The following is an 18,552-nucleotide window of genomic DNA, read 5'->3' as shown; positions in this document are numbered from 1 at the left end:
CTTTTTTGTACAAAATTAAGAAGGCACCTTTGTTTATCCCAAATTATTTGCGGGCAATTAGTACAATATAAGGTGAAAACCACCGGGTTTTTATGGGGATGAGCTTGGCAAGTACCTTTCCGCCCAGCCAAAGCCCTTTGACCATGGCACGCACATACCATGGTTTGGGGGGTTGTTTTTCGAGCCACACGCTAAACACCTTATAGTAGTCACAATGCAATACACTTAAGCCCACGGCTTCGGCAGCGGCACGCAAATGCGCTTTCGACATGCAAGGGATATAGTGCTTATCGTAATTTTCACGGTCAAATGTCTTTTGTACCCACCCGTTGAGCCCTCGAAAATTGGGGACGGCTACCATCAAATGCCCCCCGGGTGCAAGAAACTTGACATGCTGCTGCAAGATATGGGCCGTATCGGAAAAATGCTCCACCAAGCCCACCGAAAACACCAACTCATAAAGGCGGGCAGGTGTATGTTCAAACAAATCGGCGTGGATAATCTCTACATCATCGAGCGATAAACCATTGCGCTGCCACAGGTCTTGCATCAACGGGCGATCTATGAAGTAGTCGAGCAAAGCCACCTCTGCCACCTGCATGTGTTTTTTTAAATAGAGCGCATAGAAACCGGGGAACCCGCCCAACTCCAAAGCAGAACGAAACGGCGCTGAACGGTATATTTTTTGAAACACGTCGCCAAAAATGTAGTTTTGTTCTATGGCTTTATAGAGCACCGGATGCTGCAACCAGTAGTCACGCCAGAAATCCTTTCCGGTAAGCTTTTCCATAAGCTTGGATTATTTCGTATTTTTTCAACACAAAGCGCAATCTAATGATAGAAATCCGGAATATAAAAAAGAGCTTTGGCTCAAAAGAAGTGCTCAAAGGCATCAGCGGGCGCTTCGAGAAAGGGCGCTGCAACCTCATCATTGGCGCCAGCGGCACCGGCAAAAGTGTGCTGCTCAAGTGCATTGTGGGGCTGATTCAGCCCGATGAAGGCGAAGTGCTTTTCAACGGAAAAAACTTTTGGGAAGCCTCCAAAGAAGAGAAGCTTGCCATCCGGCGGGAAATAGGTATGCTTTTTCAAGGGGGCGCCTTGTTTGACTCCATGACCGTAGAGCAAAACGTCATGTTTCCGCTGAATATGCTCACCAACATGCCTTTGAGCGAAAAGCGCGACCGCGTGTTTGAGTGCCTGCGGCGTGTAGGGCTTGAAGATGCCGCCCATAAGATGCCTTCGGAAATAAGCGGGGGCATGAAAAAACGCGTGGGCATTGCCCGCGCCATCGTCATGAATTCCAAATATCTGTTTTGCGACGAGCCCAACTCGGGGCTTGACCCCCTCACCTCCATCAAAATAGATGCCCTGATTAAAGAGCTGACCGAAGAGTATGACACCACTACCATTGTGGTAACGCACGACATGAACTCCGTGCTTGAAATTGGCGATTACATTATGTTTCTGTACCGGGGGCACAAGTTGTGGGAAGGCAACAAAGAAACCATTATCGATGCGGAAGTACCCGAACTGCAGGAGTTTGTCTTTGCCAACAAAATTTTGCGCTCAATGAAAAAGCATTTACATTAGCGGGCTGTATCAAGTCAAAAAAGAGTTGTCATGTCGAAAAATGAACAACAATATTTAAACCTGCTGAAGCACATTCTGCAGAACGGAACCAAAAAAGAAGACCGCACCGGCACCGGCACAATCAGTGTGTTCGGCTATCAGATGCGTTTCGACCTGCAGGAAGGTTTTCCCCTGCTTACCACCAAAAAAGTGCACTTCAAGTCTATTGTGCACGAGCTGCTGTGGTTCATCAAAGGCGACACCAACGTGCGCTACCTGCAAGAAAATGGTGTTACCATTTGGGATGAATGGGCAGATGAAGCCGGCAACCTGGGACCTGTTTACGGCAAGCAATGGCGCAGCTGGGGCACTGCTGACGGGCAAAGCATAGACCAACTCAAGCAGGTGATTGAAGACATACGACGCACCCCACATTCGCGCCGTCTGCTGGTAAGCGCCTGGAATGTGGGCGAACTGCCGCAAATGGCACTGGCACCTTGTCATGTGCTCTTTCAGTTCTATGTAGCCGACGGCAAGCTCTCTTGTCAGTTATATCAGCGCTCGGCAGATACCTTCCTGGGGGTGCCGTTCAATATTGCCTCCTATGCCCTACTTACCATGATGATAGCACAAGTGTGCGGTTTGGAAGCCCACGAGTTCATATGGACGGGCGGCGATGTGCATCTTTATTTGAACCACCTGGAACAGGCGCGCCTTCAGTTGTCGCGCACACCACGCCCCTTGCCGCGTGTGCGTCTCAATCCTGAAATAAAAGACATCGATGCCTTCCGCTACGAAGACATCGAGCTGATAGGCTACGATCCACATCCGGCAATCAAAGCGCCGGTAAGCGTATAGCATAACGACGCGGCAAGGTACAAGACTGCTTGCCGCGCTTTTATTTTACTTTGTGTTTTTTCTCGAAGTAAGTGTAGGCTTCGTTGAGCTTGCGGCATACCTCTTCGGCTATTTGCCGCTTTTTTTCATCTTGATAAAAGCGGTCCGGATGATATTGTTTCATCAGCTTTTTGTATGCCTTGCGTATGTCTTCGAAAGAAGCGCCGGGCTGCAACTCCAAATAAGCGTAATAACGCGCCTCTACGCTTTGCGTGGCGGTGTTCTTTGTGAATGAAGACTGTTTGTAATCGTTTTGTTGATAGGAATATTGTTGATAAAACTGCTCGTAGCGCTTTTGTTGATATTGCTGATAGCGCGCATACTTCTCCTCAAACTCTTCGAAGGGGTCTTTGCGCTTGTATTGCTGTTGGCGCCCGGCAGTGTCTTCTTCCTCCCCAAAAAGCAAGTCATCCAAGTCCTTGTCGAGGGCGTCTATCATGTGCGACATAAAAATTTTCCAAAACTTATCGGCAAGCATACTTTATTAGGTTTTTTGTGTATTTTAGAGCAAGTATTCGGGCAAAGGTTTGCAATTAAAACAACTATTTTAAAGGTGTAATTTCATCAAACAATTAAAATTATAGAAAATTATGGCATTGTACACACAACCTATGTTGCCTGAAGGCAGCATGAAAGACCGCGTGATAGTAGTAACAGGCGGCGGTACCGGCCTGGGGCGCTCCATGACAAAATATTTTTTACAGTTAGGCGCTCACTGCGTCATCACCAGCCGTAAGCTGGAGGTGTTGCAAGAAACAGCCAAAGAGCTGGAAAAAGAAACCGGCGGCAAAGTGCTGGCTGTAGCCTGCGATGTGCGCGACTACGAGTCGGTGGAAAATATGCTCAAGCAAGCAGTGGAACATTTCGGCAAAGTAGATGGCTTGGTAAATAACGCAGCGGGTAACTTCATTTCGCCTACCGAGCGTTTGTCGCACCGGGCATTCGACACCATCGTAGATATCGTATTGCGGGGCAGCTATTACTGCACCTTGGCGTTTGGCAAGTACTGGATAAAAGAGCAAATACCGGCTACGGTGCTCAATATAGTCACTACCTATGCATGGACCGGCTCGGCATATGTGGTACCTTCGGCTTGTGCCAAAGCGGGCGTGTTGGCAATGACGCGTTCACTGGCTGTGGAATGGGCAAAATACAAGATACGTATGAACGCCATTGCGCCCGGTCCGTTCCCCACCGAAGGAGCATGGAGCCGCTTGTTCCCGCCGGCATTGGCAGAGACAGAACTGGGACAAAAGCTCAAGCCTGAAAATAAAATACCGGTAGGGCGTGTAGGCGAACACCAAGAGCTGGCAAACCTGGCAGCCTATTTGATGTCCGACTTCTCTGCTTATATAAACGGCGAAGTGGTCACCATCGACGGCGGCGAATGGCTCAAAGGTGCCGGTGAGTTCAATATGCTGGATGCTGTACCACAAGAAATGTGGGATATGCTCGAACAGATGGTGAAAGCCAAAAAAGGAAACAAATAAACCGGATAGGCATAAAGCAAAAACGGGCGCCATTCTGCGGAAGGTGCCCGTTTTTGTGTGCTTGGCCGTTTTTTTAGTCTTCTATTTCAATTTCTTCCTCTTTCTCCTCTACCGGCTTGCCTCTTTTTCTCTCACCGCGACGGTGCTTGCGTACATCTTTGCGTTTTTCCACGCGCTCATGATGTTTTTCTTTTCTCTCTTCTATCCACCGGTCATACTTTTCGCGCTGCTCCTCGTTCAGTTCTGCGCGTATAGCTTCCTCTCTTTCTTTTTGCACTTCTTTCCATGCCTCATGGTGTGCTTTCATTTTTTCACGCATGGCTTCACGCTCTCCCTTCGCCTCTTCGCGCATGGCTTCGCGCTCTTTTCGCAATTCTTCCAGCTGCTTTTCAGCTTTCAGGTTAATGTCGTACACCTGTTGGTACTGCTCATCGCTGAGGGCAAGCTTTTCTTTCATGCGGTCGGTTACTGCCTTGGCGCGTTCTTCGGGTGTTTTATGTTCTTTTTGCGGTGGCTTGGGCGCTTCTTGTGCAAATACAGACAAGCTAAAACACATAGCTGCCAACAACATCCATACTTTTGTCAGTTTCATAGTACTTTCTGTTTTTGGTTTACATGCTATTAGAGCCGTTCAAAGCTCAAAGGTTTAAAGCGCCATTGAAAGAATAGCTCACTCTCTCATCTCCGTTTCTTTCATCTTTTGTTGCATGAGCCGGTCTCTCAGACGAAGCAGCGCCTGTTCTGCTTGCAAAATTTGCGATACCAGTCCGTTGATGGCTTGTTCTTTTTGCAGACGTTCTTCAAGCCATTGATTCGTTTGCTCGAAAATCTCTTTTTGAATCGCTTCCATCTGCTCCCGCAGTTCCTCCATCTTTTGATGCAGCTCCTGAGCCTTTTTTTGATATGCTGCGTCTTTTTGTGCAAGCTCTGCTTGAATTAGTTGCATCTGCCTGTGAAGCTTTTCGAGATGCAATTCAAGTTTGGCCGTTTCTTGTTGAATCCGGGCTTCTTCTTTTTGTAAGTCAGCGGTTGCCTCTTCTTGCCCGCTGTTCTGCGGATTTTTCTCTTGGGCAAAGCTATTGCCCACGTAGCCGCAGAAGAATAACATAAACGAAATCAGGAAAATTGCTCGCATGGTAACCTTATATTTGGTTCTTCTATCAAGTTACTTTTTTCCAAGCAGATAAGCAATCTATTTTGCTTTTATTCATTCAAAATAAACCTCCTTGCTTTTTGATGTGTTGTTATGAAGGTTTTTCCCTTTAACAAAACTAAAAAGTATAGATGCAACAGGGTAGAATTATCTTTCTTGTGGTACTCACCACTATTTTTTTGCTTTTAGATTGGTACGTATTTCAAGCCGTACGCACCGTATGGCACGACAGCCCTCCCACCACACGCCAACGCATTTATACCCTTTATTGGTCTATTTCTGTATTTAGTGTGCTGAGCGTGCTTTCCTATAATTTTTTAGGCACCGAATGGGCTACGTGGAAAACACTTAGCATTGGCTTTACTTTCGTCTTTTTCGTATCGAAACTGCTGGTGGCCGTGGTGCTGCTCATAGACGACCTCGGACGTCTATTCCGGTGGACTGCCCAAGTGGCTGTTTCGCATGGCAGCAACACGCAAGGCATCAGTCGCAGCGAATTTTTGAGCCAAGCTGCTCTGGTTACGGCTGCAGTGCCCTTGGCCACCATGAGTTTTGGTATTTTATCGGGCGCACATGATTATCGCGTACGCCGCCGGCAAATATACCTTCCCAACCTTCCCAAAAAGTTCGATGGTATCCGTTTGCTCCAAATATCCGACATCCACAGTGGCAGTTTTTTCAACAAACGCGCCGTGCAGGGCGGCATTGAAATGATTCTCAACGAAAAGCCCGATATTATTTGCTTTACCGGCGACTTGGTGAACAACGAAACCAAAGAAGTCAACGATTACATACAGCTGTTTGAGAAGCTAAAAGCCCCCTTGGGCGTATATTCCACGCTGGGCAACCACGATTACGGGGACTACCGCGCGTGGGCAAGCGCTGAAGACAAGCGCAAAAACTTCGAAGATATGTTGCTGGCACACCGCCGCCTTGGCTGGCGCTTGTTGCTCGACGAGCACCTGCCCATACAGGTAGAAGGCGAAGCCATTGCCCTCATAGGTGTGCAGAATTGGGGCACCGGGCGCTTTCCCAAATATGGTAAACTGCACAAAGCCTATCAAGGCGCCGAAGAATATCCGGTAAAAATTTTGCTTTCGCACGACCCCAGCCATTGGGACGCGCAAATACGTCCTGAGTTCCCGGACATAGACCTCACCCTTGCCGGGCATACCCATGGCATGCAGTTTGGTATAGAAATTGGCGATTTTCGTTGGAGCCCGGCCAAGTACCGTTACAAACAATGGGCAGATCTTTACCGCGAAGGGCAGCAGTATTTATATGTCAACCGGGGCTTTGGCTACATAGGGTTCCCCGGGCGGGTGGGCATTCTTCCGGAAATCACGGTATTGGAGCTGCGCAGTGGTAGAGCCTAAAAAAAACGTAGCTTTGTTTTTACATGAACATATTTTCATTTAAATTTGTTGCTTAAATGAGTTGAATACAGAAGCATATGACAACGATGGAAGAAGTAAACCTGCAAGGCCTTAGTGCAGAAAAAATCGAGAAGGTAGCTTTCATATTGAAAGCCATTGCCCACCCCATGCGTTTGGGCATTGTAAAATTGTTGGCAGAGCATGAAGAACTATCGGTGTCTGCCATTTGTGAAATGATGGGCTCGGAGCAATCGCTCACTTCACATCATTTATCCAATATGAAGTTGAAGGGCATTCTTGAGTGTAAGCGTGAAGGGAAAAATATTCTTTACTCACTCAAGATGAAAGAAGTGCTGGGCGTACTGAAATGCATGAGCAGCTGCGATGCTTTATAAAATAAAACCCCCGATAAATATGAAAGCCTTTGCCGTTTCTATCATAAGCATTCTTTTCTTGTTGCTTACTGCCTGCTCCGGTTCTTCGCAATCGCAGGGCGTAAAAGACTTAGACGCCCAAGCTTTTGCCCAACAGCTAAAGAAAGAACCGGGCGTGGTGCTGGATGTGCGCACGCCCGAAGAGTATAGCGAAGGGCATTTACCCAATGCCCAATTGCTGAATTTCTATGACGATGATTTCCGCAGCAAGTTGCAACAGCTGGACAAAGACAAGACCTATTATGTTTATTGTCGCAGTGGGGGGCGAAGCAGTCGCGCCGTTGCTCTCATGAAAGAGCTTGGCTTCAAGAAGGTATATAACCTAAAAGGAGGCATCATGCAGTGGCAGGCGCAAAAGTTGCCGGTAGAGCGCTAAAAATCGATACGGATGCGTGTACCCTTGCCCCATTCCGATTGCACACGCAAGCGCCAACCATGTGCCCTTACGATCTGTCGTGAAAGGCTCAGCCCTATGCCTGAGCCTTTTTTCTTGGTGGAAAAGAAAGGGACAAAAAGCCGCCTCATTGCCTCGGGGCTGATGCCCGTGCCATTGTCTTCTACTGCCAAATAACGCTCGCCCTCTACGGCCGTCAATTGCAGCTTGCGCACCCGTTCTGTTTCTGCCAAAGCATGCAAAGCATTTTTGCACAGATTGATAAGCACCTGCATGAGCAAGCCTCTGTCTGCCCACAGCTGCATATGGGCAGGCTCTACTCTTATTTCAATACTTGCCTGTATGGCTTCTGCCTCTTGTTGCATCAGCTGCGCCACTTCTTCAAACAACTGACGTACCTGCACCCACCGGCGGTTGGGCTCCGGCATCTTGGTTAAATTCCGGAACTCCTGCACAAAATGGATGAGGTCTTGGGCGCGGCGCTCCACCAAAGCCAATGCTTGTTGTATTTCGGCATGGTCTTCTGCCGTCAAAGCTTCGGCTTGCATCAGCTCGCGCACCGAAGACAATATGGAAGCAATGGGCGTTACCGAATTGCTGATTTCGTGCGTAAGCACCCTGGTCAGCTGTTGCCAGGCCATCATTTCTTTGTCTTCCATCAAATGCTGCAGGTTTTGAATACCTACGGCTATGAATGCTTCGCCCAATACTGCAAAGCGGCTCACTTTCGAAGCGAAACTCATCAAGGAATGGTCCATGGCTATTTCAAACAAACGCTCTTCGTGATGCGCAGCCTGCAGCACCCACTGCTTCCATGCTTCCCATGCCGGGGGCAGCTGCTGCACATGCCGTGCGGCCGGGGGCAGTTGCAACCAACGCATGGCAGCCGGATTGTGCCAGTAAATGCTGCCATCGGGGCGCAGCACCACAAGCCCCACCTCTATATTGGCAAGCAAAGTTTCTAAAAACAGCTGTCGTGCTTCTTGTTTTTCTTGTTGCTGTTGCAATGCCGCCATGCTTGCCAGCCAACGGTCATGGGCTTTCGCATAGTAGCGCTGAAAAGCAGCCGGCCGGCGCGGCTCACCTGCTTCCCATGCATCGAAAAGCAGCCACCATCTGCGCTCGATACGCCCCAAAACACGCCACATATGCACCAACGCCACCATAGCAAGCAGCATAAGCAACAAGGCTGTCAGTGGGCGCCCCTGTTCATAGCTCCACGTGCTTGTGCCCACAAACACACATGCCAGCACCGCATACACAAACAATTGCCGGTAGGGAGATTTAAAGTCCATATTTTTCCATACGTCTATATAAGGCGGCACGTGTGATGCCCAATTCTTTTGCGGCGCGGCTCACATTGCCCTGATGCTTCTTCAAAGCCCGCTCAATAGCTTGGCGTTCCAAGGCTTCCAAGTTCAAAGGCAAATCGCCGGGCAAGGCAGCAGGCGCCGCGGTCTTTTGCAGGAAGGCGAAATCGCTGCTGTCCAAGCTGCTTTTATCTGCCATGATAACAGCCCGCTCGATGGCATGCTCCAGCTCTCTGATGTTGCCGGGCCAGTGGTACGCCGTTAATGTCTTAAGTGCTTCGGCAGAAAACTGCTTTACTTCTTTTCTATACTTTTGGGCGAAGCGCTTGAGAAAGTGGTCTGCCAAAAGGGGAATATCCTCATTGCGCTCACGCAGAGGGGGCAAGTAAATCTCCACGGTATTGATACGATAAAGCAAGTCTTGGCGGAAGCTGCCTTCCCGGACCATATCATGCAAAGGCATATTGGTAGCACAAATCAGGCGCACGTCTATGTCTATCCAGTCATTGCTACCAAGCCGGCGAATGCGCCTGTCTTGCAGCACGGTCAACAACTTGGCTTGCAGCGACAGGGGCAAGTTGCCAATTTCATCTAAAAAGAGCGTGCCGCCATGCGCCAGCTCCATCTGTCCTATACGGTCCTGCTTGGCATCGGTAAAAGCGCCTTTTTTGTGCCCAAACAGCTCACTCTCAAAGAGCGTTTCGCTTACGGCGCCCATGTCCACACTGATGAAAGGCTTGGCTGCGCGCTTCGACCTGCGGTGAATCATCTTAGCCACCAGCTGTTTACCGGTGCCGTTTTCGCCCAAAATCAACACATTGGCATCGGTGGCAGCCACCTTGTCAATAAGCAGACGCACCTTTTGCATGGGGGCGCTCTCACCCAGCATTTCCACGTCTGCCCGGTTGATAAGGTCTGTGAGTTGCTCGTTTTTGCGTTCCAGCTGCTCCACTTGACGGTAAGAATCGCGCAACTTAAGCGCTGCCTGCACGGTAGCAATCAGTTTTTCATTTTCCCATGGCTTCAGCACAAAATCAGTGGCACCGGCCTTCAAAGCCTGCACAGCCGTATCCACATCGCCATAGGCAGTAATCATAATCACTACGGCATGCGGATCTATCTCCAATATCTTAGACAACCACTCAAAGCCTTCTTTCCCCGAAGTGGTGTCTTCGCGAAAATTCATATCCAACAAAATAAGGTCAAAAGCATGCTGCGACACCAAGAAAGGGATGCGGCGCGGATCCTGCTCGGTGCTCACCTCCCACCCTTGCCTTTTGAGCAGCATTTTCACTGCCCATAGCACATCCTCGTCGTCATCCACAATCAGTATTTTCTTTTTTGCTGCTTGTGCCATATCTTGCATATTTGAGCGTAAGCCTCTTCTTGCGAATGTACAAATTTTATAAACTATTTGACAGGTCTTCATTTCGACAGCCCACCACTGCCGACGAGCTCTACCCTATTCAACTGAAAGACGTGCACAAATATTATGACTCGGGCGGCATACAAACACCCGCTTTGCGTGGGCTCAACCTGCGCATAGACCACGGCGATTTTCTGGCGGTCATGGGACCTTCGGGCTGTGGAAAAACCACCTTGCTCAATATGCTGGGCTTGATAGACGTGCCCTCGTCCGGCAGTATATACTGGGGACAGCAGCCGGCGCCGGCTACCGAAAAGGGACGTACCACGCTGCGCCGCGACTACATAGGCATGGTGTTTCAGCAATTCAATCTGGTGGAAGAGCTGAATGTGTATGAAAACATCATGCTGCCGCTGCGCTATAAAAAGCAAAAAGCGACTTTCGACCCTGCCGAGCTCAAAGAATGGATGCAGCGGCTGCGCCTGTGGCACCGGCGCCATGCCTACCCTTACGAGCTTTCCGGCGGACAACAGCAAAAAGTAGCACTGCTGCGTGCTTTGGCAAGCCGCCCTTCTCTGCTGCTTGCCGACGAGCCCACCGGTAATTTAGACAGTACCGAAAGTGTGCAGGTCATGCAGCTGATGCAAGAGTTGCATCGAGCCCAACGCCTCACTATTGTGATGGTTACCCATGCCGAGCAATGGGCACACTATACCCAACGCATCGTGTATATGCTGGACGGAAAAATTATTGGCGAAAAACAAACATAGGGAACCCATGCAAACAGTTTTCCGGAGCGAACACAGCTGTATAAAAATAGATGCTTCTAAAGGATTGATTACGGTAGAATGGTGGGGCTTTGCCCCCTCAAAAGAGCACCGGCAGGTGTGGAATGAAAGTGTGCGTCTGGCAAAAGAGCAGGCACTAAAACGCTGGCTCATTGACTTGCAAGATGCCGCCTTGCAGACAGTCGAAGAAATACGCTGGACCTACGAAGAGTGGTATCCGCAAGCCATTGCCCGCATCCCCTTCCCCTTTCGCGTAGCTATTTTGCCATTCCGGAATGCTTTCGGCGAGCTGAGTTTGCACGTACAGCTCAATAAGAAAGTACCGGAGCGCGGCTTGTCGCTTCCCCCCATTCGCTATTTCCAAGACGAAGAAGAAGCCCTGCAGTGGCTATTTGAAGACATAGTACATTGATTTCCGCGCACTTAGCTATGGCAGCCGTAAGGGGGCGTAAAGAAATCATTACCAAAGAGTTAAAATTTTGTCAATCAAACACTTGTCACTTATCATTTGATTAAAAAAACTTAATTTTACCACAAAACAAAAACACACATACACTATGAGCACAAGCCCTTACAAGGTGTTAGTAGTTGACGATGAACGGGATATTGTTGATTTATTGAGTTATAACTTAAAAAAGGAAGGCTACGAAGTAAGAACGGCCTTCGACGGACAAGAAGCGGTAGAAGTAGCCCGGCAGTTTCGTCCCGACCTCATCATCATGGATATCATGATGCCCAAAATGGATGGCGTAGAAGCCGGACGACGCATCAAAGAAGAAAACGAAGACACCTACTTGCTCTATCTTACAGCCCGCAGCGAAGAGTATTCCGAAATAGCAGCCTTTGGCATTGGCGCCGACGATTACCAAACCAAACCCATACGCATACGGGCACTCATGTCACGTATTGCCACCGTATTGAAGCGGGAAACCAAGCGTAGTCGTGAGTTTCAGGGCAACCGCATAGAAATTGGTGACCTTGTCATTGACCGCGATAAGTATTTGGTTAGCTTGCGCGGCCAGGACATGGAACTCCCCCGCAAAGAGTTTGAATTGCTTTTCTTTTTGGCACAACACCCCGACAAGGTATTTAGCCGCGAAGAGCTGCTGCAGAACATATGGGGCGATGATGTGTTCATTCTCACCCGCACCGTAGATGTGCATGTGCGCAAAATACGCGAGAAAATCGGCGACAACTATATTAAGACAGTCAAGGGCGTGGGCTATAAGTTTTCCATAGAGTAAAAAAAGCCAAAAGTAGTTTTGAACTGTTAAGACCATAAATCATATGCTTCGTTCACCCAAACGATGGGCTGTGTTCATATCGGCATGTATTGCCGGCCTTACGACCCTTTTTGTCTCGCTGTTTCCTGAAAGCCACCCCTGGTTGCTTGTTACGTGCTTCGGCATTGCCTTTGCGGCCGGTGTCATACTCAACACTTTGGCTTTGGAGTTGCTCATCTTTCGCGAAGTGAATCAACTGTACACCTCACTCAACAAAATCAAAAAGAAAGACTTTAAGCTTGCCAAGCGGCAATTGGCTACCATATCGGGACCGCTGCAAGACCTGCACAAAGAGATATATAGCTATGCAGCCAAGAAACAAAAGGAAATTGACGACCTGGTAAAGTTGGAAGCCTTCCGGCGCGAGTTCATTGCTGACATATCACACGAGCTCAAAACCCCTATTTTCGCCGCACAAGGTTACATACAAACCCTGCTGGATGGCGCCATTGACGATGAAGAAGTGCGCTATGTGTTTCTGGAAAGGGCAAACAAAAGCCTCGAAGGACTCGAGCACCTGGTCCAAGACCTGCTCATGCTCTCGCAGATGGAAACAGGTGTCATTCAAATGAATTTTCAAGAAGTGGACCTGCACCGCATCTGTGCGGATGTGTTCGAACAACTGCAAAATAAAGCAGCGGCACGTGCAATCGAGCTGAAGCTGGAGTCGCCCGGACAATGCAAGGCATGGGCTGACCCACAGCGTATCCGGCAGGTTTTTGTAAACCTGGTAGAGAACGGCATTAAATATGGTAAAGAAGGCGGCTTTGTGCGTGTGCGTTTGCAGCCAAGCAAAGACTTTTGCCAGGTGGTCATTGAAGACAACGGCGTGGGCATTCCCAAAAAGCACCTGCACCGCATATTTGAGCGCTTCTATCGTGTGGAAAAAAGCCGTTCGAAAGAGAGCGGCGGCAGTGGGCTGGGGCTTGCCATCGTCAAGCAAATCATCTTGGCGCACCACAGCGAAATAGAAGTAAAAAGCAAAGTAGATGAAGGCACCCGTTTCAGCTTTTATCTTTCTACTCATGCGAAAGCCCTGCCCGTTTTACAGACTTCAACCACACAAAGCCAAAGCATGGAAGCAGGCAATTAGCTGCAAACTTTCGTATCTTTGGCGGCAGCATCCGGCTCTAAATAAGACGACATGTACACTTCCATTGCGGAGCTCTACCGGCTCTATAAAGAAAGTCAAGGCATTTGTACCGACACGCGCAGCCTGCAAGCAGGGCAACTCTTTTGGGCATTAAGGGGCGAGCGCTTCGATGGCAATCAATTTGCTTTACAAGCACTGCAGGCAGGTGCCATGGCGGCGATCGTCGATGACCCTGCCATAGCCCGGGCAGATGCGCGCTGCCATCTGGTAGAAGACAGCCTGCAGGCGCTACAAGCGTTGGCGCATCATCGCAGAAAACAATTCAATATTCCTGTCATAGCCATTACCGGTTCCAATGGCAAAACAACGACCAAAGAGCTCACCCGGCTGGCACTTGCCTGCCGCTATCGTGCTTTTGCCACTCCGGGCAACCTCAACAACCACATAGGCGTGCCGTTGACCCTCTTGCGCATGCCCTCTGATACCGAGATAGCTGTCATAGAACTGGGCGCCAACCACGAAGGCGAAATAGCAGCCCTGTGCGAAATAGCAGCCCCCACCCACGGACTCATCACCAATATAGGCATGGACCATCTCGAAGGCTTCGGCAGCTTGGAAGGTGTTGCCCGTGCCAATAGCGAGCTGTATTATTACCTGTTGCAACACGAAGGGACTGCCTTTGTCAATAGCCGCGATGAGTGGTTGATGCGCATGGCAAGCCGGCTGCCCCATCGAATAGAATACCCGGCGGGCATTGCGCTTGCCGAAGGAAACTACTTTGTCAGTATCCGGGACAACGAAGGCAATGTATTTCAAACCCGGCTTTTTGGTGAATACAACTTCGACAACATAGCTGCTGCCCATTGCATAGGCTTGCACTTCGGCGTGCCGGGGCACGAAGCGCTACAAGCGATTGCCACTTATACTCCACAAAACCAACGCTCACAGCTTATTGAGCAGGGGCAAGTGCGCATCATACTGGATGCCTACAATGCCAACCCAAGCTCTATGGAGCAGGCTATCCAGAGCTTCGCACGTCTGCCACAACGCCCTAAAATGCTGATTCTGGGCGACATGCTTGAACTGGGCACTTATAGTCAACAAGCGCATGAAGAGCTGGGGCGCTTGGTAGCCTCTTTCCAATTCGACAAAGTGGTGCTTTACGGTAAGGAAATACAAGCAGCCTTGCGCCACCTGCCGGCTGCCTACTATTTTCCCGATAAGTTTTCGCTGCATAACTGGTTGTCGGACCAACACTGGCACGGCTACCATATACTTATCAAAGGCTCGCGGGGCATGCAGCTGGAAAGTGTTCTTCCTTTTATTCATGACTAAACAGGCGGCATTATGGCGCGTATTTTGGCATTTGACTACGGCATGAAAAGAACCGGCTTGGCGGTAACCGACCCGCTTCAAATCATCGCCTCGCCTCTGGAAACGGTAGCCACTGCCCACCTTTGGGACTTCCTGCACGGTTACATGCAAAAAGAAGAAGTAGAAGCATTTGTTGTGGGCTACCCGCTCAAAGCCGATGGCAGCCCTACCGACTCCACCGCTGCCATCGACGCCTTCATCCAGGAATTAAAAAAACGATACCCCTCGGTTCAGGTACACCTCGTAGATGAATACGGGAGTTCCAAAGATGCCGTGCGGGCAATGATTGCCGGTGGTACCAAGCAAAAATACCGCCGCCGCAAAGAGAACATAGACCGCATGGCTGCCACATTGCTGCTGCAAGAGTTTCTACAGCAGCGCCTCTAAGCAATTTTGTTTGTATCTTTGTTACAGCAAACAGTTCATAAAAATATGATTTACCCTATTGTAGCTTACGGTGACCCCGTGTTGCGTAAAAAAGCAGAAGATATTGCTCAAGGCAGCGACCTCAAGCAGCTTATCGAAGATATGTTTGAAACGATGTACCAAGCCCATGGCGTAGGCTTGGCTGCTCCACAAATAGGCAAAGCCATTCGCCTGTTTATAGTGGACACCCTGCATTTGAAAGAAGAAGAAGAGGAAGCAGATACAGAGGAGCAGTATATTAAAAAAGCGTTCATCAACCCCGTCATAATCGAAACCGGCGGTGAAGAGTGGACAATGGAGGAAGGCTGTCTGAGCATACCGGATGTGCGTGAGAATGTAAACCGTCCGGAACGTGTTAAAATCCGCTACTTTGACGAAGATTGGCAGCTACATGAAGAAGAATATGACGGCTTTACTGCCCGTGTGATATTGCATGAATACGACCACATCGAAGGCAAGCTGTTCATTGATTACCTTTCACCTCTGAAGAAACGACTGATTAAGCGCAAATTGCAAAAAATAGTAAAAGGTGAGGTGAATACTTCCTATCCCATGAAATTTGCTGCGAAAGAGATTGCCCTGTAATTCTGCCCGCCGGAAAGGATAAAGGCATGCAAACCCCTTCCGGTGAATGTTTGCATGCCTTTATTTTTTTCAAAAGCGAAACAGCTGTAAGCAGCTCTTAACTCAGAGCCATGGTTCGCAGCCAGCTGCGCGCTTCTTCCACGTCTTTAAAGATGCGCACTTTTCCTTCCAACTCCGGCCGCCGCCGCATCAACATGCGATACAAATTGTCCAGTGAAATGCGTGGCAACAGTTCTTCCGGTGCCACAAAAGCAACGTATCGAAGGCGTAAGCTCTGGGCATCGCTTACCCATTTTTCCACAATCCAGCGGTTGGCTGAGTCCCAAGAGTTCGTTACTGCCCTGTGGTCTGAAAGCAACTTGTTGCTTTTCACTTCTTTTAAAATCTTCAATGCCTTCTGCATGGCTTCCTGCACTTCAGCAAACGAAATGTGCCCCTTCCATCGCATCTCCAACCAGTTTTCAGGGGCAGACACGTAAAACATATTCACGTGTTCGGTATGATAATAAGCGCTTGACAGGTCTATCATAAAATTCAGCTTTGAATAAGATTGATGAAGAAGAAACAGGCTTGCAAAGATAAAATTTCAAAGTAAACTGATGTGTTTTTGCCTTGGCAATATCCCTTTACATAATTTACAAAATCATTGGCACATAAGCAACTAAGCTACTGCAAAACAAAGCACTTATTCTCATATTTTTCTTTTTAAAAGAATATAAACTTATTATAACCTCTTCAACAGGTATTCTTTCTTTTTTGACAAGCGGCATTTTTTCAAAAAAGGGCATATTTCACTTTTGCATATTTGTTACTCAGCCTAAAAGTTTCTATCTTATAATTAGAAATCCCACTACATCGGTGCAGTGTGTCACGGTTGCCTCAAATAGAACGTACCTCCCGGTTGCCATTCGCTCTGCCACTAATGCAACATCCAGCTGTGCCATTCTTTCAACAAACAATCCAAAGACTATGGTCATTAAAAAAATCACTACTGTATTATTCGCATGCTTAGCTGTTGGCTGCTTTTTATTAATAAGCAGCTGCTCTGGCGACGGTGAAGATAGCGGCGACCGGTTATCGAACACCCTATCTGAAAAAATGGCAGATGCTGCTCTTGAAGCCGGCATGGATGAAGAACAACTTCAGTTTTTGGCCAACATCAAAAAACACACCCTGACAGAAAAAAAACTGCTTTCGTTTATAGAAACCATGCAGACGCTAAAGCAAAAAACGGGTAGGGAGGCCCTGCTTCGTTTTACTCAAAAAGAGCAGAAGTCGAGCCCGGAAGTAATTCAGGCTATCCGGGAAGCAGGCTGGGAGCCGGATGAGTTTTACTGGATATACCACAAAGTAGCCGGCATATGGACACTTGTCGGAGCGCACTCAACAGCTGTGTCAAGCCTTGAAAGCGCCTCCGATATGTACGAGAAAATGCTTCAAGATCCCAATTTTCCGGAAAGCCAGAAAGAACACATCAAGGAGCAGATGGAAGAGATAAGGCAAAAACAAAAGGAGCTACAAAGCAAAGAATCGAAGGAAGGCTTTGAAGCAGGTGAAAAAGCAATAGGACAAGTCCTTTACAAAAAAATGGCAGCACCAGAAGAAGTTGAGCTTATCAGGAAGCATAAAAAAAACATCGAAAAGGTAGCAGATCTCCTAAGCCCCGCTATCTATTAAGAAACATTTTCTTTGCAATAGTCAATAGTTTGCATAAATAAAACACTGCGGACGGGGTCAAGTATCGCCTCTCACCTTCTGGCAAAGCCCCCGCGTGTTTGAAAAAGCACACTCCGGCAAGAGATATACGTTTACCCTAAAACACCTCGACTATGAATGCTTATCGAAGAGTTTCTTTTGTAGGTATAGTATTGATGTTTATGGGTGCCGGCCTCATGTTTTGGGGAGCGCAGGCCTTGCTGCAGGCGCGTGCACTCAACAGTGGCGGAATTCGCACACAAGGGACAGTAGTCGATATCTATGAGAACGGTATTTATCGCTCTCCCGCCGTGGAGTTTTATACCCAATCGGGCGAAAAAATTACTTTCAGGAGTGATCTGGAAGTAAATCAAGACATGTTTAAGTATAGTATAGGCGATAAGGTACCGGTTATTTACAACCCGGATAATCCGGCTGAAGCACAAATAGACGCTTTTTGGGAACGTAATTTCCTGCATCTGTTTTTGCTTCTTTTGGGGGGCATCATCGCTCTGATTGGATGGCTTGTGCGGCGCAACTTCTTAAAAAAAGCAAGAAACTATGAAAGCTAACTCTTCGATATGGTCTTTTCTGTTTTTCATGCTTTGCCTTCTGACAGCCGGCTGCGACAGCAGCAATGGTAGTGAAGGCATGGGAAGCCTCACGGACAAAACGAAATATGCCCACCTGGAAGCACAACTGGATGCAAGCGAACGCAAGTTGTTGGCTATACTCAAAGCACAGCGTCTCACTGAAGACAAGCTATCGTCTTTTATTGATGCAACACAAACCGTAAAGGAGGTTGCCGGCGAAGAGGCACTGACGGCGTTTACGCGCAAGCATCAATTACGTAGCGAAGTAAAGCATGCTATAGAAGCTACCGGATGGGATGCGGAAGAGTTCTACCGGACAGGGCGTAAAATTGCTTTTGTTTTTACAGTACTAAAGGGCAAAGAAATGGCGGACCCGCGACATATCAAAGAAGAGTATGAGACACAAATGCAGGAATATAGCCACGCCATGGAAAGCATGCTTCAGGACCCCAACATAGATGAAAGCACAAAAGAAGAAATAAAGAAGTCTATACAACAAGCCAAAGAAAGCAGCCGTGCTTTCGACAACTTCGAAAGTAAAAAGTGGCGCAAGAAAGTCGAGAAAACACAACAAGAGCTTGATTATATATTACAAAAAGCCGCCTCACCTCAGGAAATTACGCTTGTAAAGAAGCACATGCAGCAGATAGAACCCATTATAGGGCTGCTGGACCCTTCCCTTGTTTTGCAGGGCGTGGACAATGCCACTGATTAATCATCGAAAAG

At 48.4% G+C, this 18,552-nt stretch carries 23 protein-coding genes; 16 read left to right on the top strand and 7 right to left on the bottom strand.

The genetic code is table 11. The features are described 5' to 3' along the window. Window positions 1-43 precede the first annotated feature (43 nt). Window positions 44-790 carry a class I SAM-dependent methyltransferase gene (locus K384_RS02205; protein ID WP_038028856.1) on the bottom strand — a complete coding sequence of 249 codons (747 nt, stop codon included), beginning with the start codon at window positions 788-790 and terminating at the stop codon, window positions 44-46. 44 nt (window positions 791-834) lie between these two features. Between K384_RS02205 and K384_RS02200 the strand changes: the two genes are divergently transcribed. Continuing rightward, complete coding sequence (locus K384_RS02200) at window positions 835-1,590, top strand: ABC transporter ATP-binding protein (RefSeq protein ID WP_038028854.1); 756 nt, start codon at window positions 835-837, stop codon at window positions 1,588-1,590. A 30-nt stretch (window positions 1,591-1,620) separates the two neighbouring features. Then, window positions 1,621-2,427, top strand: a complete 807-nt coding sequence (locus tag K384_RS02195; protein ID WP_038028852.1) for a thymidylate synthase — start codon at window positions 1,621-1,623, stop codon at window positions 2,425-2,427. A gap of 40 nt (window positions 2,428-2,467) precedes the next feature. Here the strand turns inward: K384_RS02195 and K384_RS13205 are convergent, their stop codons facing one another. After that, window positions 2,468-2,944 (bottom strand): J domain-containing protein, encoded by a 477-nt coding sequence (locus tag K384_RS13205; RefSeq protein WP_051633027.1) that lies wholly within the window; start codon window positions 2,942-2,944, stop codon window positions 2,468-2,470. Between the two features lie 112 nt (window positions 2,945-3,056). Between K384_RS13205 and K384_RS02185 the strand changes: the two genes are divergently transcribed. After that, the gene (locus tag K384_RS02185) at window positions 3,057-3,956 is read left to right on the top strand and encodes an SDR family oxidoreductase (RefSeq protein WP_038028849.1); all 900 of its coding nucleotides are present in this window, start codon (window positions 3,057-3,059) and stop codon (window positions 3,954-3,956) included. 73 nt (window positions 3,957-4,029) lie between these two features. Here K384_RS02185 and K384_RS02180 read toward each other — a convergent pair whose 3' ends face one another. Both K384_RS02180 and K384_RS02175 read right to left on the bottom strand, forming a co-directional pair. Beyond that, window positions 4,030-4,548 (bottom strand): Spy/CpxP family protein refolding chaperone, encoded by a 519-nt coding sequence (locus K384_RS02180; protein ID WP_038028848.1) that lies wholly within the window; start codon window positions 4,546-4,548, stop codon window positions 4,030-4,032. Between the two features lie 78 nt (window positions 4,549-4,626). Further along, window positions 4,627-5,091, bottom strand: a complete 465-nt coding sequence (locus K384_RS02175) for a hypothetical protein (RefSeq protein ID WP_038028846.1) — start codon at window positions 5,089-5,091, stop codon at window positions 4,627-4,629. 149 nt (window positions 5,092-5,240) lie between these two features. On the opposite strand from K384_RS02175, the gene K384_RS02170 reads away from it, so the two are divergent. The 3 genes from K384_RS02170 (at window position 5,241) to K384_RS02160 (ending at window position 7,295) form a co-directional block, all read left to right on the top strand. Beyond that, complete coding sequence (locus K384_RS02170; RefSeq protein WP_038028843.1) at window positions 5,241-6,485, top strand: metallophosphoesterase; 1,245 nt, start codon at window positions 5,241-5,243, stop codon at window positions 6,483-6,485. Window positions 6,486-6,562: 77 nt separating this feature from the next. Beyond that, window positions 6,563-6,880 (top strand): ArsR/SmtB family transcription factor, encoded by a 318-nt coding sequence (locus K384_RS02165; protein WP_211245208.1) that lies wholly within the window; start codon window positions 6,563-6,565, stop codon window positions 6,878-6,880. 19 nt (window positions 6,881-6,899) lie between these two features. Then, window positions 6,900-7,295 (top strand): rhodanese-like domain-containing protein, encoded by a 396-nt coding sequence (locus K384_RS02160; RefSeq protein WP_038028838.1) that lies wholly within the window; start codon window positions 6,900-6,902, stop codon window positions 7,293-7,295. On the opposite strand, the gene K384_RS02155 is transcribed toward K384_RS02160, so the two are convergent. Together K384_RS02155 and K384_RS02150 are read right to left on the bottom strand one after the other, a co-directional pair. Next, window positions 7,292-8,608, bottom strand: a complete 1,317-nt coding sequence (locus K384_RS02155) for a sensor histidine kinase (protein WP_038028836.1) — start codon at window positions 8,606-8,608, stop codon at window positions 7,292-7,294. The two genes, K384_RS02160 and K384_RS02155, sit on opposite strands and share 4 nt — an antisense overlap. After that, window positions 8,598-9,980, bottom strand: a complete 1,383-nt coding sequence (locus K384_RS02150) for a sigma-54-dependent transcriptional regulator (RefSeq protein ID WP_038029045.1) — start codon at window positions 9,978-9,980, stop codon at window positions 8,598-8,600. The genes K384_RS02155 and K384_RS02150 overlap by 11 nt, the downstream gene beginning before the upstream one ends. A 35-nt stretch (window positions 9,981-10,015) precedes the next feature. On the opposite strand from K384_RS02150, the gene K384_RS02145 reads away from it, so the two are divergent. From K384_RS02145 to def, 7 genes are all read left to right on the top strand, one after another. Beyond that, entirely contained in the window at window positions 10,016-10,759 is a 744-nt protein-coding gene (locus tag K384_RS02145; protein WP_084147080.1) for an ABC transporter ATP-binding protein, read from the top strand. A gap of 7 nt (window positions 10,760-10,766) precedes the next feature. Next, on the top strand, window positions 10,767-11,189 hold the full coding sequence (locus tag K384_RS02140; protein WP_038028835.1) for a hypothetical protein: 423 nt from the start codon (window positions 10,767-10,769) through the stop codon (window positions 11,187-11,189). Between the two features lie 145 nt (window positions 11,190-11,334). Next, window positions 11,335-12,021, top strand: coding sequence for a response regulator transcription factor (locus K384_RS02135; RefSeq protein WP_038028833.1), 687 nt, complete (start codon window positions 11,335-11,337; stop codon window positions 12,019-12,021). Window positions 12,022-12,064: 43 nt separating this feature from the next. Beyond that, window positions 12,065-13,153, top strand: a complete 1,089-nt coding sequence (locus K384_RS02130; RefSeq protein WP_071837410.1) for a sensor histidine kinase — start codon at window positions 12,065-12,067, stop codon at window positions 13,151-13,153. 51 nt (window positions 13,154-13,204) lie between these two features. Beyond that, complete coding sequence (locus tag K384_RS02125; protein WP_038028832.1) at window positions 13,205-14,488, top strand: UDP-N-acetylmuramoyl-tripeptide--D-alanyl-D-alanine ligase; 1,284 nt, start codon at window positions 13,205-13,207, stop codon at window positions 14,486-14,488. A 12-nt stretch (window positions 14,489-14,500) separates the two neighbouring features. Beyond that, complete coding sequence (gene ruvX, locus K384_RS02120) at window positions 14,501-14,914, top strand: Holliday junction resolvase RuvX (RefSeq protein WP_038028831.1); 414 nt, start codon at window positions 14,501-14,503, stop codon at window positions 14,912-14,914. Between the two features lie 45 nt (window positions 14,915-14,959). Further along, window positions 14,960-15,538 carry a peptide deformylase gene (gene def / locus K384_RS02115; protein ID WP_038028830.1) on the top strand — a complete coding sequence of 193 codons (579 nt, stop codon included), beginning with the start codon at window positions 14,960-14,962 and terminating at the stop codon, window positions 15,536-15,538. Window positions 15,539-15,635: 97 nt separating this feature from the next. Here the strand turns inward: def and K384_RS02110 are convergent, their stop codons facing one another. Further along, window positions 15,636-16,067 (bottom strand): SpoIIAA family protein, encoded by a 432-nt coding sequence (locus K384_RS02110; protein ID WP_038028829.1) that lies wholly within the window; start codon window positions 16,065-16,067, stop codon window positions 15,636-15,638. A gap of 440 nt (window positions 16,068-16,507) precedes the next feature. Between K384_RS02110 and K384_RS02100 the strand changes: the two genes are divergently transcribed. The 3 genes from K384_RS02100 (at window position 16,508) to K384_RS02090 (ending at window position 18,541) form a co-directional block, all read left to right on the top strand. Further along, window positions 16,508-17,215, top strand: coding sequence for a hypothetical protein (locus tag K384_RS02100; protein ID WP_157630010.1), 708 nt, complete (start codon window positions 16,508-16,510; stop codon window positions 17,213-17,215). Between the two features lie 152 nt (window positions 17,216-17,367). Beyond that, complete coding sequence (locus tag K384_RS13200; protein ID WP_051633026.1) at window positions 17,368-17,805, top strand: DUF3592 domain-containing protein; 438 nt, start codon at window positions 17,368-17,370, stop codon at window positions 17,803-17,805. Further along, the gene (locus K384_RS02090) at window positions 17,795-18,541 is read left to right on the top strand and encodes a hypothetical protein (RefSeq protein WP_038028826.1); all 747 of its coding nucleotides are present in this window, start codon (window positions 17,795-17,797) and stop codon (window positions 18,539-18,541) included. The genes K384_RS13200 and K384_RS02090 overlap by 11 nt, the downstream gene beginning before the upstream one ends. Window positions 18,542-18,552: the final 11 nt, after the last annotated feature.

This window comes from Thermonema rossianum DSM 10300, from assembly GCF_000426825.1.
GTDB classification, from domain to species: domain Bacteria; phylum Bacteroidota; class Bacteroidia; order Cytophagales; family Thermonemataceae; genus Thermonema; species Thermonema rossianum.
The sequence above is the reverse complement of the archived record's forward strand: the minus strand, read 5'-3'. Positions and strand labels throughout refer to the sequence as shown.

Coding starts and splice junctions, on each gene's coding strand:
- K384_RS02205 (WP_038028856.1), bottom strand. CDS start 790: ATGGAAAAGCTTACCGGAAAGGATTTCTGGCGTGACTACTGGTTGCAG.
- K384_RS02200 (WP_038028854.1), top strand. CDS start 835: ATGATAGAAATCCGGAATATAAAAAAGAGCTTTGGCTCAAAAGAAGTG.
- K384_RS02195 (WP_038028852.1), top strand. CDS start 1,621: ATGTCGAAAAATGAACAACAATATTTAAACCTGCTGAAGCACATTCTG.
- K384_RS13205 (WP_051633027.1), bottom strand. CDS start 2,944: ATGCTTGCCGATAAGTTTTGGAAAATTTTTATGTCGCACATGATAGAC.
- K384_RS02185 (WP_038028849.1), top strand. CDS start 3,057: ATGGCATTGTACACACAACCTATGTTGCCTGAAGGCAGCATGAAAGAC.
- K384_RS02180 (WP_038028848.1), bottom strand. CDS start 4,548: ATGAAACTGACAAAAGTATGGATGTTGTTGGCAGCTATGTGTTTTAGC.
- K384_RS02175 (WP_038028846.1), bottom strand. CDS start 5,091: ATGCGAGCAATTTTCCTGATTTCGTTTATGTTATTCTTCTGCGGCTAC.
- K384_RS02170 (WP_038028843.1), top strand. CDS start 5,241: ATGCAACAGGGTAGAATTATCTTTCTTGTGGTACTCACCACTATTTTT.
- K384_RS02165 (WP_211245208.1), top strand. CDS start 6,563: ATGACAACGATGGAAGAAGTAAACCTGCAAGGCCTTAGTGCAGAAAAA.
- K384_RS02160 (WP_038028838.1), top strand. CDS start 6,900: ATGAAAGCCTTTGCCGTTTCTATCATAAGCATTCTTTTCTTGTTGCTT.
- K384_RS02155 (WP_038028836.1), bottom strand. CDS start 8,608: ATGGACTTTAAATCTCCCTACCGGCAATTGTTTGTGTATGCGGTGCTG.
- K384_RS02150 (WP_038029045.1), bottom strand. CDS start 9,980: ATGGCACAAGCAGCAAAAAAGAAAATACTGATTGTGGATGACGACGAG.
- K384_RS02145 (WP_084147080.1), top strand. CDS start 10,016: ATGTACAAATTTTATAAACTATTTGACAGGTCTTCATTTCGACAGCCC.
- K384_RS02140 (WP_038028835.1), top strand. CDS start 10,767: ATGCAAACAGTTTTCCGGAGCGAACACAGCTGTATAAAAATAGATGCT.
- K384_RS02135 (WP_038028833.1), top strand. CDS start 11,335: ATGAGCACAAGCCCTTACAAGGTGTTAGTAGTTGACGATGAACGGGAT.
- K384_RS02130 (WP_071837410.1), top strand. CDS start 12,065: ATGCTTCGTTCACCCAAACGATGGGCTGTGTTCATATCGGCATGTATT.
- K384_RS02125 (WP_038028832.1), top strand. CDS start 13,205: ATGTACACTTCCATTGCGGAGCTCTACCGGCTCTATAAAGAAAGTCAA.
- ruvX (WP_038028831.1), top strand. CDS start 14,501: ATGGCGCGTATTTTGGCATTTGACTACGGCATGAAAAGAACCGGCTTG.
- def (WP_038028830.1), top strand. CDS start 14,960: ATGATTTACCCTATTGTAGCTTACGGTGACCCCGTGTTGCGTAAAAAA.
- K384_RS02110 (WP_038028829.1), bottom strand. CDS start 16,067: ATGATAGACCTGTCAAGCGCTTATTATCATACCGAACACGTGAATATG.
- K384_RS02100 (WP_157630010.1), top strand. CDS start 16,508: ATGGTCATTAAAAAAATCACTACTGTATTATTCGCATGCTTAGCTGTT.
- K384_RS13200 (WP_051633026.1), top strand. CDS start 17,368: ATGAATGCTTATCGAAGAGTTTCTTTTGTAGGTATAGTATTGATGTTT.
- K384_RS02090 (WP_038028826.1), top strand. CDS start 17,795: ATGAAAGCTAACTCTTCGATATGGTCTTTTCTGTTTTTCATGCTTTGC.